Annotated in this window: 11 protein-coding genes; 8 read left to right on the forward strand and 3 right to left on the reverse strand. The window is 48.2% G+C overall.

Translation table 11 applies throughout. The features are described from left to right. The first annotated feature begins 110 nt into the window (after positions 1 to 110). The 3 genes from nirB (at position 111) to ACBP55_RS08850 (ending at position 5,102) form a co-directional block, all read left to right on the forward strand. On the forward strand, positions 111 to 2,537 hold the full coding sequence (nirB, locus tag ACBP55_RS08840; protein WP_464650938.1) for a nitrite reductase large subunit NirB: 2,427 nt from the start codon (positions 111 to 113) through the stop codon (positions 2,535 to 2,537). A gap of 29 nt (positions 2,538 to 2,566) precedes the next feature. Then, the gene (nirD, locus tag ACBP55_RS08845; protein WP_464650939.1) at positions 2,567 to 2,917 is read left to right on the forward strand and encodes a nitrite reductase small subunit NirD; all 351 of its coding nucleotides are present in this window, start codon (positions 2,567 to 2,569) and stop codon (positions 2,915 to 2,917) included. A 76-nt stretch (positions 2,918 to 2,993) separates the two neighbouring features. Beyond that, positions 2,994 to 5,102 carry a molybdopterin oxidoreductase family protein gene (locus tag ACBP55_RS08850; RefSeq protein WP_464650940.1) on the forward strand — a complete coding sequence of 703 codons (2,109 nt, stop codon included), beginning with the start codon at positions 2,994 to 2,996 and terminating at the stop codon, positions 5,100 to 5,102. Between the two features lie 7 nt (positions 5,103 to 5,109). Here ACBP55_RS08850 and ACBP55_RS08855 read toward each other — a convergent pair whose 3' ends face one another. Continuing rightward, positions 5,110 to 9,462 carry a DEAD/DEAH box helicase gene (locus tag ACBP55_RS08855; RefSeq protein ID WP_464650941.1) on the reverse strand — a complete coding sequence of 1,451 codons (4,353 nt, stop codon included), beginning with the start codon at positions 9,460 to 9,462 and terminating at the stop codon, positions 5,110 to 5,112. Between the two features lie 252 nt (positions 9,463 to 9,714). On the opposite strand from ACBP55_RS08855, the gene ACBP55_RS08860 reads away from it, so the two are divergent. Further along, positions 9,715 to 11,736: an S-layer homology domain-containing protein gene (locus tag ACBP55_RS08860; RefSeq protein ID WP_464650942.1), complete on the forward strand. Its 2,022-nt coding sequence runs from the start codon at positions 9,715 to 9,717 to the stop codon at positions 11,734 to 11,736. Positions 11,737 to 11,878: 142 nt separating this feature from the next. Here ACBP55_RS08860 and ACBP55_RS08865 read toward each other — a convergent pair whose 3' ends face one another. Then, positions 11,879 to 12,064: a hypothetical protein gene (locus tag ACBP55_RS08865; RefSeq protein WP_029194615.1), complete on the reverse strand. Its 186-nt coding sequence runs from the start codon at positions 12,062 to 12,064 to the stop codon at positions 11,879 to 11,881. A 199-nt stretch (positions 12,065 to 12,263) separates the two neighbouring features. Then, complete coding sequence (locus tag ACBP55_RS08870) at positions 12,264 to 12,485, reverse strand: helix-turn-helix domain-containing protein (RefSeq protein ID WP_028556998.1); 222 nt, start codon at positions 12,483 to 12,485, stop codon at positions 12,264 to 12,266. Positions 12,486 to 12,677: 192 nt separating this feature from the next. On the opposite strand from ACBP55_RS08870, the gene ACBP55_RS08875 reads away from it, so the two are divergent. The 4 genes from ACBP55_RS08875 to ACBP55_RS08890 are packed head-to-tail and all read left to right on the forward strand — an operon-like array spanning position 12,678 to position 15,120. Further along, positions 12,678 to 13,382 (forward strand): DUF6483 family protein, encoded by a 705-nt coding sequence (locus ACBP55_RS08875; RefSeq protein WP_464650943.1) that lies wholly within the window; start codon positions 12,678 to 12,680, stop codon positions 13,380 to 13,382. Positions 13,383 to 13,401: 19 nt separating this feature from the next. Further along, positions 13,402 to 14,133, forward strand: coding sequence for a class I SAM-dependent methyltransferase (locus tag ACBP55_RS08880; protein WP_464650944.1), 732 nt, complete (start codon positions 13,402 to 13,404; stop codon positions 14,131 to 14,133). A gap of 10 nt (positions 14,134 to 14,143) precedes the next feature. Further along, complete coding sequence (locus ACBP55_RS08885) at positions 14,144 to 14,536, forward strand: MBL fold metallo-hydrolase (protein ID WP_464650945.1); 393 nt, start codon at positions 14,144 to 14,146, stop codon at positions 14,534 to 14,536. Next, complete coding sequence (locus ACBP55_RS08890) at positions 14,479 to 15,120, forward strand: MBL fold metallo-hydrolase (RefSeq protein ID WP_464650946.1); 642 nt, start codon at positions 14,479 to 14,481, stop codon at positions 15,118 to 15,120. The genes ACBP55_RS08885 and ACBP55_RS08890 overlap by 58 nt, the downstream gene beginning before the upstream one ends. Positions 15,121 to 15,260 lie beyond the last annotated feature (140 nt).

The following is a 15,260-nucleotide window of genomic DNA, read 5'->3' on the forward strand; positions in this document are numbered from 1 at the left end:
TCTCAAGCTCCATATCCCAATTTGTCATTTGGGGGCGTGCGCTCCCGAATGGCCCTTTTTTCAGCAAAAATGCACCTTTTAATAGTAAACGGATGGGAAGGATGATCACAATGACAGTCAAGAAAGAGAAGTTGGTCCTGGTCGGAAACGGAATGGCGGGCGTTAATGCTGTTGAACATTTACTTAAACTTACACCTGATAAATATGAGGTTACGATTTTTGGCAGTGAACCGCATCCGAACTATAACCGAATCTTGTTGTCCTACGTACTTGCGGGTGATTCCAAAGTAGAGGACATCGTCATTCATCCATATGAATGGTATGCGAATAACCACATCACCTTGCATACCAACCAAACCATTACAGACATCGATACAACAGCACAAACCGTAACGAGTGATAAAGGACTGACGGTATCTTATGATAAATTAATTTTGGCTACAGGGTCTAACCCCTTTATGATTCCAATGCCTGGCGCTGATAAGGAAGGGGTTATGGCGTACCGAACCATTAGGGATTGTGAAATTATGATCGAGTCCGCTAAAAAGTATAAAAAAGCGATCGTGATCGGTGGCGGCTTATTAGGATTAGAAGCGGCGAGAGGTTTCCTTAACTTAGGTATGAAGGTTGATGTTGTTCATATTGTAGATACAATTATGGAGCGTCAGCTGGATCGAACAGCGTCCAAAATGCTGCAAGCAGCGCTTGAAGAGCAAGGTATCAACTTCTTGCTCGAGAAGCAATCCGCAGAAATCGTGGGCGACAAGCGGGTAACTGGCTTGAAATTCAAAGATGGTACCGTTGCTGAGGCTGATCTTATCGTTATGGCTGTTGGGATTCGTCCCAATGTTGAACTTGCGAAAAAGGCTGGCGTTGAGTGCAATCCTGGCATCGTCGTGAATGATTATTTGCAAACAAGCGTTCCCAATGTCTATGCGGTTGGGGAATGCGCAATGCATCGAGGGATTGCTTATGGATTGGTAGCACCGCTTTACGAGCAAGGTGCTGTGCTTGCTAAACATTTGGCAGGCGTGGAAACGGGTCCTTATGAAGGATCTATCCTTTATACGAAGCTTAAAGTATCTGGTGTTGATGTATTTTCAGGCGGAAAGTTCGGCGAAGCAGAAGGTACGAAAGCGATTCGCATTCATGATGAGTTCACCGGTGTTTATAAGAAAGTTGTGATTAAAGACAATAAAATCATCGGTGCCGTTCTTTTCGGAGATACAGCGGATGGTACGAGACTGATGCAAATGATTCGGGAAGAAACAGATATTAGCGGCATGGGGAAAACGGCGATATTGACGGATGGCTCAGGTGGAAGCGGTGGAGCGTCATCAGGAGTTGCTGACATGAAAGATGATGCCATCATATGCGGTTGCAACGGCGTTACAAAAGGAACGATTTGTTCAGCGATCAGGGATCAAGGATTAACGACAGTAGATGAAGTGAAAAATTGTACGACAGCTTCTCGTTCTTGCGGCGGTTGTAAACCACTGGTGAGTGACTTGTTGGCATTTACACTAGGGGCTTCCTATGATAAGAACGCTGCCAAAGAGACAATATGCGCTTGTACAGACCATACACGGGATGAAGTCGTTACAGCGATTCGTGAAAAAGGGTTATCCCATGTGCGTGAAGTGATGAACGTTCTTGGCTGGAAAAATGAAGAAGGCTGCTCGAAATGCCGCCCTGCGCTCAACTATTACTTAGGCATGGTAAGCCCTGAGACTTATAAGGACGATAGTACTTCACGGTTTGTAAATGAGCGTATGCACGCTAACATTCAGAAAGACGGAACGTACTCCGTAGTTCCACGGATCTATGGCGGTGTAACCAATCCGACGGAATTGAAGCGTATTGCAGAAGTAGCCGAGCAGTTCAATGTCCCTACTGTGAAGTTTACAGGTGGACAGCGTTTAGACTTACTAGGTGTGAAGAAAGAAGATCTTACCGCGATGTGGGAAGCCTTGGATATGCCTTCTGGTTATGCTTACGGTAAAGCCTTACGGACGGTAAAAACGTGTGTGGGAGAAACTTTCTGCCGATTCGGCACGGGTGACGCGATGGGCGTAGGTATAGAGCTTGAGAAACGTTTTGAACGCTTAAACACACCTGCCAAAGTGAAGCTAGCTGTATCTGGATGTCCTCGAAATTGTGCGGAATCAGGGATCAAAGATTTAGGCGTCGTTTCGGTTGATGGCGGTTGGGAGCTTTATGCCGGAGGAAATGGCGGTGTGAAGGTGCGAGTGGGTGACCTCTTGACTACTATCAAGACAAAGCAAGAAATTATCGAATATACAGAAGCTTACCTGCAGTACTATCGTGAAACGGGTAAATATGGTGAACGAACAAGCGAGTGGGTGCACCGACTTGGTATCGAGCATATTCGTGATGTGGTGGAGAATGAGGAAGAGCGCAAACAATTGTGTGCTCGTATGGATCTAGCTCTTTCTGTGACGAAGGACCCTTGGAAACAAGCGATTGATAGCAAAAAAATTCAACGTGACCTTTATGAAGTCGTAGAGCTTAATTAGAAAAAGAGGGAAGTCGGGAGGAGCAGACTATGAAAACACAAGAAGAGCAAATGACTTGGGTGCTGGCCGTTTCTTATGATGATTTAGCTGTTAACACAGGAAAAACAATTCGGTATCAAGGCGAAGAGGTAGCGCTTTTCAAGCTGAAAAGCGGCAAGCTTCAAGCCATCCAGAACCGCTGTCCTCATAAAGAGGGCGTCCTTGCAGAAGGAATTGTATGTGATGACCACGTCTTTTGTCCGATGCATGATCGCAAGATTCATCTCCCTTCCGGTCTCGTTCAAGCTCCGGATACGGGCTGCGTACAAACGTATTCAACGAAAGTTCATGAAGGCATGGTGTTTATTGGATTTCAGATAAATAAAGAATTAGCCTGCTAACGCTTTGTTGACCAGATAGGCACATTAATATACATTGAGATTTCATAGAGAGCTTTATCATCGGGGGTGGGGTGCGTTGAAATCCGCATTATTGACATTACCTAAAGATCAACCCTCCTCCCATTGCTGCTTTTGCAGCATGCAGTGCGGATTGGAGATTATGCCGAGTGAGAAGACGTCAGGTCTCACGATTAAACCAAGCCCGAACTTTCCTGTGGCGACTAGCCGTCTTTGTCAGAAAGGATTGAATGCACTAGATCATGTGCTTCATACCGATCGGATACTTGAGCCATTGTCTAGAGTCAATGGGGAACCAAGGCGCTGGCAAACCGTGTCTTGGGACCATGCGTTTGCAGACATTGCTGAACGGATTCAAGGACTTCAAGCGACATATGGCCCTGATGCTATTGGGGTGTATGGCGGAGGCTCACTTACGAATGAAGTTAGTTACTTACTTGGTAAGTTTACCCGATTAGCACTTAGGTCCAAATACATTGATTATAACGGTAGATACTGTATGTCCTCAGCGGCCGCAGCCAGTAATCAGGCTTTCGGGATCGATCGCGGGATGACAATGCCTCTAACCGAAATTCCAAATGCGAAATATATCATTCTTGCAGGAACGAATATTGCGGAATGTCAGCCGACGATGATGCCTTATTTACTTGAAGCGAAGAAAAAAGGCGCAGTGATCGTTACGATTGATCCGCGTAATACGATGACTTCGAAGGTAGCGGATATCCATGTTCGTCTTCAACCGGGATTCGACTCTGTATTTATAAACGGACTCCTACATGTCATGGTGGAGGAGAAACTCGTTCACAATCGATTCATCGAAGAACGTACGGTTGGGTTTGAACAATTGAAGGAGGCCGTTAAGCCTTTCACCCCAGCAAGAGTGGAGGAGATAACAGGCGTTCTAGAAGCCGTAATTCGTACGATTGCTCGTGGATTCGCGAAGGCTGAGACAGGGATTGTGCTCACAGCACGGGGCTTGGAACAGCAAGTGAACGGGGTAGAGAACACGCTGAATTACATTAATTTAGCCTTGATCACTGGCAAAATAGGGCGCAAAGGCTGCGGCTATGGCGCCGTAACGGGCCAAGCGAACGGGCAAGGCGGACGCGAGCATGGGCAAAAGGCGGACCAACTGCCGGGCTATCGTTTGATCGAAGACCCAGCTGCGCGTGAGCATGTTGCCAAGGTATGGGGCATCGATCCGAGTGAGCTGCCGGGCAAAGGGGTTTCAGCCTATGAGCTGCTGCAAAAGATAGATGAAGGTGAAATCAAAGCCTTAATCATCCTCGGATCGAATCCGCTCGTATCCAGCCCGAATAACCGAATGGTGGAGCGAGCGCTGCAGAAGTTGGATTTGCTTGTTGTCGTTGATATGTTCGAAACCGAAACAGCTCGTTATGCCCATTATTTGCTGCCAGGGTCATCCTTTGCGGAAGCAGAGGGTACGATGACCAATCTGGAAGGACGCGTGTTTCACCGCCAGAAAGCGATGGAGCTTCCGGGAAATAGCAGACTTGATTTCCACATTATTTGTCAGCTTGCGGATGCGCTAGGCCGGGGAGCCTATTTTCAATATGCGGGTATTGAAGATGTGTTTCGCGAGTTAGCAGCTGCTACGGCTGGAGGGAAAGCCGATTACAGCGGCATTACGTATGAGCGGCTTCAGGAGGAGAAGGGCATTTTCTGGCCGTGTCCTGCTCCTGACCATCCGGGTACACCGCAATTATTTGAGGAACGGTTCCATCATCCGGATGGAAAAGCCAAATTATTCGGTATTCGACCGAAAATGCCGGCAGAACCCATCGATTCGGATTATCCCTTCGTGTTGACAACTGGGCGGCTTGCGAATCATTATTTAAGCGGTGCTCAAACACGTCGAACGGAAGCGTTGAATAAGAAGGCTCCCGTTCCAGTCGCCGAGATCCATCCTTGGCTGGCTAAGCGAATTGGACTGGGAATGGATAACAAGGTTCGCATTACAAGCCGTCGTGGATCCCTGATTTTCGACGTTAAAGTGACCGAAGGTATTCAGCCTCGTACCGTTTTTGTCCCCTTTCATTGGGGCGATGAGCATTCGATTAATCTGTTAACGAATGATGCGCTGGATCCCACGAGTCGGATGCCGGAGTTTAAAATATGCGCAGTGAAAGTGGAGCGTGTCGAGTAGACCGCACTCAGCTTAGTTGGCTTGGCCAAAGAACTAAGCTGGTGCGGTCTTTTTCTGCGCCTAGAAGTTTTAAATATTCCTGTTCGGGCGCCTCTGCGATACGCACACCGTTCCACGTTTCGATGACGATTTTACGTAGTTGATGTTGTTTAAGAAACTGGCGAAACATACTTTTTAACTCGTGGACGATGGTCATCTGATCGTCGTTTCGGTTCGTTGTTGGTGCGATATGATAAATCCGCTTGCCATTATTCTCGATCCAATACAACCATTCACTGCCTTTGAGTGCTAAGTAATTGCCGCTTTTGCGTGAAAATGAAAGGTTCGAAACCTCAGGCCATGGGACAATGAGTCCAAACGGATTAGCTGGATCAACAGCACTTAATAGCGTGAATTTTTGTTGACTCTCATTAGCGTTACCTGTTTGTTGGTACAGGAGAGTGATGAATTCTTTGGAAGCGAACTGCAGAGCATGTAAATCGGTAATGAATAGCCCCCGGACAACAAGGCCCCACTCTTCCAACTGACGGAGCGCTGTCTGAATGGCTTCCCATGGAAACGGACACAGAGCAGAGACGAGATCTTTGGTGATGATGCCATAACGCTCCAGCAGATGATGTGTCCACTGCATGGCGGACGACTGCTTATCGAAGGCAGGGCTTAGCAGCGAATCGAGAGGATACCAACGACCAAGGCCTGACTGGAATTTATCCGGTTTCTTAGAAGCTCCTGCGGCATGTAATCGAAGCGGAGCGAATTGGTCGTTAGCGGCCTGTCCATCCCACACTAATTGCAGTAAATCCTCCAACAAAGAAGATGGAGCTCGCCCGGTTTCAATTCCTAGTTTGCTAAGAAAGATGGCCCCTTTTTCTTGCAAAAGTCTAAGGAGCTCAGGGTGTGAAGCTGCTCTTTGGTTGGCTACAGTGAGGCAGGGCTCATACAGAGAGCTGCTTTCTGCCAGAAAGAAGGCAATGCGCCCTTCCTTTTCGTCGAGCTCTTTGCGGCCTATCCAGACAATTTGACCTGAAGAACATAGGGTGTCTAAGTCCTGTTTGCGGTACGAAAGCTGACGCGTCGGAAATAAGACAGACTCCCAAAGTGAGACAGGCAGGAAGAAGCCTTGCATATCTTCAATCATTTCGCGAAGATGTTCCATGCCAGGAACGTCAGTTCTATCTGCAAGTTTGCGTATAAGCGGCATATGCGTCAAATAGGTGAGTGGAGATACGGCCTCGCCACTACGTCGATACGACTGAAGGGACAGACGAATTAATCGTGAAGCTACCTTGCTGCTCGTCCACAGCTCTTCGATTTCTGGATCGGCAAAAGGTGCGATAGATAGCATACCAGCTTGAAGGGAGCTCTGAACCCAATCGGATGCGATGGCAGGTTCTACCTCAAAATGAGCTGCCAAATCAGCTGTTGTGAAAGAAAGCTTGCCATCGGCAAATCTTTGAAACACGAACGATCTGGCAACCATAGAATCCGAAAGTGAAGCATAGAACTCTAATTCATCCCGGCAAATATAGCGGGTCTCTTTTGTAAAGAAGGCTGTTGCTGCTTTACCTTGCCCGATAAGATCATGGATCCATGCTGTGACAGTTAATTCAGATGCTGAACTAGCCTTGACGAGATCAGACAAAGAGGAATCGCCGCGTTCCTTCAAATATCGAAACATCTCTTGGGCAGAGGCTAAAGGTTCATCGGTCAGGGCGAGCTTATGTTTCTCTGCCTCAATGACTTGAGGGCTAACGGCGCTGCGGATCGCCTCGGATCCGAAAATATCGGCAGCCATTTGACGGCTAAAGCCAAGTAATTCAACCTGCAGATCCTGCGTTAACGCATCGGATTCATATAATTTCTGCGACACGTAGTCGAACTTGAATTGCCCAGCGAGCGGCGATGGGAAATGGTTGCGATGAACGGCAAATTGAATACTTCCTGTATGAATAGCTTCTAAAATGCGCTGAAGATGCTGAATATCGACATGTTCCTCCAGGCATTCTCGCATGGCTTCCTGAAACAAAGGAAAACGTTCTTTGAAGGGAAGAGCTTCCTTCATGAGTTCTTGCCCACGCATTCGCTTTATCCATGCAGGCATACGAGTGAAGCTGCGGGAAAGAAGCAAGGACGTTTCAGCCAGTCGTTGGAAAGCTGCACCAAACATCCCGGATTCAGCCACAGACTCAATGACGAACTGTTCCGCTTCTATAGAAGAGATGGACATAATGGCATGTATAATCGATTCATGGAAGCTGGGGAAAATGAGCTCGATGCCATTGTCTTTGGCGTTGGTATAGAGGGCGGTTAGCCCTTTTTGTTTGAGATGCTTATCGATTGCCATTAACCAAGTACGGTTGAGCTTGCGACCGAATAGGCTGTGCAAAATATAATGGGTTTGATTGTTTTCATCGGCAAATGTTTCGATGACAACGGTTGTGTCAGTTGGTACCGTATTTACAGCAATTTGATTGCGAACGAGACCGATAAGAGCATGGCTAGCCTCCGAATCAAAGTAGAAATGCTCCATGAGCCAGTCCTGGACGTCGAGATCAGCTTGTGTATGAGGAAGCGGCTGCAAACGATCACGCAGCTCTCGCCATAATTGACCCGTTTGAACGCCAAGCTCAAAGGATTTTCCGCCGGCTTCCCCGCGCCAGAAGGGGACTTCGCTGTAACGGTTGTCGGCTTCCTGAACATAAATGCGTTCTGGACGCTTGCGGACGATGCGCCAAGAAGCCGTTCCCAATTGAAACACGTCGCCGACAGACGATTCGTGGATGAACTCTTCATCCAGCTCACCGAGGTGAAGCCCGGTTTCATTATGATGCACGGGATATGCCGTGCTCTGAGGGATTGTGCCCGCGCCGGTAAGCGCGGCCATCTGTGTGGCCGCCAACCGTTCTAAGCGGCCGGTTTCACGATCCCATGCGATGAGCGGACGCACGAAGGGATACAGCCCTGCGAGCACCTCGAGCATCGCGAGCCAGCGCTCACGCGGCAGCTCGCGGAAGGAGTCGCTCTGCAAGAGCAGGCGCTCGAGGCGCGGCACATCGAGTTCGTCGCCCATGGCTGCCATGGCGACGAGCTGCTGCGCGAGAACATCCAGGCTGCCCCGCGGGATGCGGATGGCCTCGATGTCGCGCGCAGCGATCCGCCGGCTGAGCACGGCCAGCTCCGGCAGCAGACTGCGGCTGCGCGCAAGCAGCACGCCGCGGCTGACGCTGCCGACGGCGTGGCCGGCCAGGCCAATCCGCTGGATGCCTGCGGCAGCGGTGAAAGGCGAGTCGATCTGGATCACCAGATCGACATGGCCGACGTCGATACCGAGCTCCAGCGACGACGTGGCAACCAGGCAGCGAAGCTCGCCGGCCTTGAGCAAGCGCTCGACCTCGAGCCGCTTCTCGCGGGCGACGCTGCCGTGGTGGCTCTTCGCGATCTCATGACCGACATGGTCATTGAGTCGCAAGGTCAAGCGTTCGCAAAGCCTGCGGCTATTCGCGAAGATAAGCACGGTGCTGCAGCCTTCCATGAGCTGCAGCAGGCGCTCGACAAGAGGCGTCCATATCGCCTCTTGATCAGCCCCAGCCCGCGCAGGTTCCGGCATCGTCACCTGAAGTGCGTATTGCTTCTCGGCTTTGCTCTCGATAATGGCTACATGCCGCGGCTGGTCAGCTTCCCAGCCGCCAAGATAACGAGCGACCCGCTCGATAGGCTTTTGCGTGGCAGACACGCCGATCCGCTGGACGGATCGCCCGCACCACGCGTTCAGCCGTTCCAGCGTGAGCGACAAGTGCATACCGCGCTTGTCCGCTGCCAGATCGTGGATTTCGTCGACGACGATTTGTTCCACGCTCTTAAGCATTTCTCGCGCGCGCGGGGAAGTAAGCAGCAAATACAACGATTCTGGCGTAGTCACCAGAAGATCTGGCGGCTGCTTCAGCATCGATGCTCGAGTGCTTTGTTTGGTATCGCCAGTACGAACCCCAATCGTGAGTCCCCGCCAGGCGGTTTCCTTTTCGAAAGAGGAAGCGGTCTCCTCAATTTCTGCCATAAAATGAATCAAATGATCATGAATATCGTTATTCAGCGCTTTGAGTGGTGTCACGACAAGTACGCGAACACCGGCTGTGTAAATGTCCTCAAGTTCTTGTTTCTTTTTAAGAACTCCGTCCAAACAAGGCAGTAAAGCTGCCAGTGTTTTACCTGAGCCTGTTGGGGAAGAGATGAGCGTGTGTGTGCCAGAATTTATTTGTTTCCAAGCCATTTTCTGAACATCCGTAGGTTCACCGAAACGAGAAGCAAACCAAGCTCTCAGAATGGGATGAAAATGAGATAGATCCAGCGCAATTTCCGTCATTGCCTTCGCTCCCTTGCTCACAATTTCTTTCAACATAGCATATTGTGAGGGTCATCGCCAGCGGGACAGAATATGACAGTTTATTTACATCTTGTATGCTAAAGTGGTTAAAGATGTACTTGATCATTTTATTGGATGTATAAAGGAAAAATTTTCAATGGAAAATAAAAGACCACCCTCCTAAAAATAACCAATCAAACGAATTCTTCTGATACATGTAGTATTCAAATAAAGAAGGAGAGTGTGTAAAGCGTGACGTTCAAAAAAGTAATCGCGACAGGACTTGCTTTCGTTATGATCATGGGAAGCGGCACAGCAGTATTAGCCAAAGACAATGGAAATAAAAAAGATGACAGTAAGGTTCAGATACATCTCACCTTTGACGATTTGCAGTCGGCAGAATGGGCGATACGCTATATCGCGAGCTTAGCATCGAAACGTGTGTTTGAAGGGTATGAGGATGGTACTTTTAAACCGTACAATACCGTTTCACGCATTGAAGCGATTACGGCTGCCGTTCGACTGATGGGACTTCGCAGTCAAGCCGAATCAGCAGCAGAAATGAGCACTCATTTAAATTTTAAAGATGCGGATAAAGTTCCTTCTTGGGCTGTCGGTTATGTAGCAGTAGCTTTAGAAAATGATTTGTTCTCGGTAAATGACGATATGGTTCAGCCTCAAAAGGAAGGTGACCGGCTCTGGGCAACGACACTTTTAGTTAAAGCGTTGAAGCTTGATGCTCAGGCGAAAGCGAAAATGAACACAACGCTGCCGTTTAAAGATGCGAAACAAATTCCTGCAGGCGCTGTTGGTTATGTAGCTGTTGCCATCGAGAAAGGCTTGATTGATGGGTTCGAAGACAACACGTTTAGGCCTAATCAACCGGTAACACGGGCTCAGCTCGCAGCTTTGCTCGATCGTACGGGCGGTCAATTGCCAGACCAAGTGAATAACACGCTGAATGGAACTGTTAGTAGTGTTGTGACCAACAACACGCTTAGTATTACGAGTTCAGGCACAACATCAACGTATCCGCTGCATCCAGACGTTTTCATTTATCGGAACGGGGCCAAAGTAAACGCTTCTGCTTTGCAGGTTGGGGACGTAGTGAAAGTACGCACATTTAATGGTCAAATTGTATTCATCGAAGTGACCAATGCGGTGCAATCGATTATCTACAGCGGCACCGTAAGTGCGGCAGTTACGAATAATACATTGACGTTAACGAAGGCTGGAGCTACTTCCACACTTCCGCTTCATCCGGATGTCGTCGTTTATCGCAACGGCATTAAGGTGAGTGCGTATGACCTAAAAGTTGGGGATGAAATTAACATTCGCACTTCGGATAATAAGGTCATCTACATCGAAGTCACCAAATCGATTGTACCTATTTCTAGCAGCGGGACCGTTAGTGCGACGGTTAATAACAACGTGCTGAAGCTTACGAAATTGGGAGTTACCACAGAGTATACCCTGCATCCAGATGTGGTCATTTATCGGAATGGCGTGAAGGTCACGGCCGCCTCGCTGCTCATTGGCGATGAAGTGAATGTTCGCACATCCGACAATAAAGTCATTTTCATTGAAGTAACGCAAACGGCACAAGCCATTACGAATAGTGGTACAGTCAGCGCACTTGTTAGCAATAACGTGCTTAAGCTTCAGAAGTCAGGTGTTACATTTGAATTAACACTTCACTCGGATGTTATCGTCTATCGCAATGGGCTGAAAGTCAATGCTTCCGATCTGAAAGTTGGAGACGAAGTCAATATTCGCACGACCGAAAATAAAGTCATTTATATTGAAGTGACCAAAATGGTTCAACCCATTACAAACAATGGCACGGTAAGCACCTTGGTGAGCAACAATGAACTGAAGCTCACGAAGTCGGGCGTTACAACGGTATTCACACTTCATCCGGATGTCGTTGTCTATCGAAATGGCGTGAAGGTCAGAGCTATTGATTTAAAAGTAGGCGATGAAGTCGATATCCGCACCTCTGATAATAAAGTCATTTACATTGAAGTCACCAAAATGATTGATGTGAATCTACCATTCGATCTTTTAGGAAAGTTAAAAGGAACTACCCTCAATGCTCAAGGCGAACTTGCAACGATTTCCATCACTCAAACCATTAATGGTGTGGAACAAACAACGATCTATCAGGTATCCTCTGGTGTCACGATTTCCGGCAACCTTGCCTTATTCAAGGAAGGCAATCTTATACAGCTTAAAGGCGTTAATAGGCTCGTAACTTCCATCACGATCAAATAATATGCGAAAAGAAGCCCACATAATGGGGCTTCTTTTTTTTATTGTATAGAAATTATGATAGATGCGCTCCAGAGTAAGCGCGTTATGAAGGACTACTAAGATTACGATATTCTTTTTACATGGAAGCACAAAAAAAAGCCCTTCAGTAATGGGCTAATATAACAGCGATATCTCTATCATTAAATTGAAGGGTACCCTCTTCTGATTTCGAAAAGAAATATCCTCGTGATTCAATATATTGGCAAAGTCTAAGCAAAATTTTGGGTTCTATATTTAGAAGTGTTGAAAGCGAAAAAATGTTTTTTTGATCATTGGTTGCTTCAACCATTTAACATTATGACCTCCTTAGATTGAATTATATGTATCATAGTACATGCTCGAAGTCACTTGTTGTCGAAATGTCGGGTTAACAAAACTTTCAATATTTGGTACTACCTATGGTTTCTAACCAGTCTGCCAAACATAAAAGCCCTTGATTCCTCCATAAGGAGGCTCAAAGGCTTACATGGATCCCTCTGCTGACGGAATCAGATCTTTAATTCCCCAAGCTTGATCAGTTCTACAACCGCTTGTGAACGACCCTTTACGTTCAGCTTTTGCATGACGTTAGAAATGTGATTCCTCACAGTCTTTTCGCTTATGAAAAGCTGCTGCGCGATATCTTTCGTGGTTTTGTCTTGTACCAAGAGTTCGAATACTTCTCTTTCGCGGTTGGTAAGTAGAAATTTGTTTTTGTGGTCGCTGCCCATGGATGTGTGTCACCCCTCCTTGCTCGGGTATTGGGAATTACAAGGTTTAGGGATACAGTCAAAATTAGTTTATGAAGGGCTGATGTCAATGGTGCGGTATATACATAAAAATAGGCGATATCCGCTTTTGAGTTTCTTTCCGAGGCGTGGTAAGCTAAAATGAAGCATTTCTTTTGAACGAAGGAGGCTCAAATGATGTTCAAGCGGGATTATTTTATGCGGCAGATTGAGCAAATGACCGTGGTACTGCATCGCATCCTTTTTAATAAGGAACATATCCCATTAGAAGATGCCCAGCAGCAGCTGGATGAAGCAAGCCGCCATCTCTTGGGGCTGAATATTCGCTCTTTACAGGCATTATCGAGTAAGGATATCCTTGAATTATTGTCCTATCATGGCAGCGTGGATACCGCCAAAGCGCTGGTGCTTAGCGATATGTTTGTAGGACACGGTGATCTGCTTCAGCGGCATGAGCAGACTGACGAGGTTTATCACGCGTACTTGAAATCCGTTGATTTACTGCTTCACCTTTCGCTCTCACCTGAGGTTGAACCTATGGATGAAGTGAACGATGAGATCAAATCCCGATTGAACCAGAGCATGGAACGTTTACAAGGATGGATCATCCCGGAGGAGATCAAGAGGCTTCTTTTCGCGCATTATGAGAAACAGGGCAATTACGCTAAAGTAGAGGATGTTTTATTTCATTATATGGAAGATCATCCGGACCGATCCGTCGTACTCGAACAAGGTGTAATCTTTTACGAAAAATTAATGGCTATGGACGAAGAACTCCTGCAAGCAGGCAATTTTAGCAAAGAAGAAGTGTTGGATGGTCTGCGTATTATGAAGCAAAAATTGCAATCATTTGATAATCCTAACATGTATAAAACGTAGAAATTGAAGGTGTAAAGAAATGGCTTGGTATCAGCAAAGTTTTGGGAATGATTATTTAATGGTTTATAAACACAGAGATATGCAAGGTGCTTACCATGAAGTGAAAAAGATGATCGATTGGCTGGGGCTGAAACAAGGGGCAGAAGTGCTTGATTTATGCTGCGGTATGGGTCGCCATTCCATGGCGCTGGCTGAGTTCGGTTATGATGTAACTGGCGTGGATTTATCTGAGGTGCTTTTGAGTGAGGCGGTTAAGATAGACGATGGAAAGCATGTAACCTGGCTGCGCGGAGACATGCGTGAAGTACCGCTCGATCGGCAATACGATGCTGTCGTAAATTTGTTCACTTCATTTGGCTATTTTGATGAGGATGAACAGAATGAAAAGGTGCTTCATGAAATTTATCGGCTTCTAAAAGAGGGCGGCCGTTTCATCATCGATTTCTTGAATCCAGTTTATGTTCAGACGAATCTTGTTCCTCAATCGGAGCGAACGGAAGAAGATCTATGGATTCGTGAAGAAAGAGCCATTGAAGATGGCTGTGTGCGGAAACGGATTGTGATTTCGCAAAAGGGTACTGCTGATCGGCATTATTTGGAGCAGGTTAAGTTATATGATCGAACAGCGTTTGAAGCTATGCTGTTAAAAGCGGGTTTATATATTGATCATGTATACGGCGAATATGATGGACAGGCTTATGATGCGGAATTATCTAGCCGGTTGATTTTTGTAGGGCATAAGGAAGGATGAGAATTCGGAAATGAACATCGTGACTGAACATACGGATGAGATCACGCAAGTAAAGGTTCCGCTGCCCTTTCCTCTGCGTTGGGTGAATGCTTACCTCGTACGCGGCAGCAGCGGCTATACCGTGATTGATCCGGGGCTTCGCACCCCGGATGCGGAGGCGCTCTGGCAGCAGGTGCTGCAGGAGCGCGGGATCGGTTTCGAGCACGTGGAGCAGATCGTGCTCACTCACCACCATCCCGACCACTACGGGATGGCCGGTTGGTTCCAGGAGCGCACGGGCGCGCCGGTTCTCCTCTCGGAGACCGGCCTAGCGCAGGTGCAGCTCCTTCGGGCCCGGAGCAGCCGATGTCGGCGCTGCTCCTGGCGCTCTTTGCCCGGCACGGCTTCCCGCAGGACGGGCTAGACCAGATGACGAAGCACATGGTGAGCTTCGTCTCGCTGGTGTCGCCGCAGCCTCAGGTTACGGTGCTGCGTGAAGGGCCTGTGCGCCTCGGGGACCGCGTGTACGAAGCCATCGAGACCCCCGGCCATGCCGCGGGTCATCTGTGCTTCTACGACGCCGCGGCGGAGGTGATCTTTTGCGGCGACCATGTCCTGCCGCAAATATCGCCGAACGTTTCCTTCCTCCCGCAGGTGGAAGTAAACCCGCTCGGCGCGTACCTCAGCAGCCTGCAGGAGATCGGCAGGCTGCCTGTGAAGATGGCTTACCCGGGCACCGGGAGCCATGGTCCGGCTTTGGCGCGCGCGCAGAGGAGCTTGTGCGCCATCATCATGAGCGGCTTGCGCTCATGGAGGGGCAGCTTAAGCGCGCCACTTAGCGCTTATGAAGTGTGCCGTGCGACGTTCGGCGACCGGCTGAGCATACATCAGATGAGGTTCGCGCTGTCGGAGACGATCGCTCACCTCATCCTGCTGGAAGCCGAAGGCCGCATTGGGCAGGTAGACCCATCCGCGGAGTTCATTCACTATGTAGCGATATCGAAGTAGCAGCCGAAAAGCCTCCAACCACAGGATTAGTGGCTGGAGGCTTTTGTTTGTTGATAAACGCGCATGTCTCTGCAGGAGATCGAAACGTTTATCCTCGTGTTCATGAAGTCACTAAATTACTATCATTTCGTTCCCTTCAC

Source organism: Paenibacillus sp. WG02 (assembly GCF_055396115.1).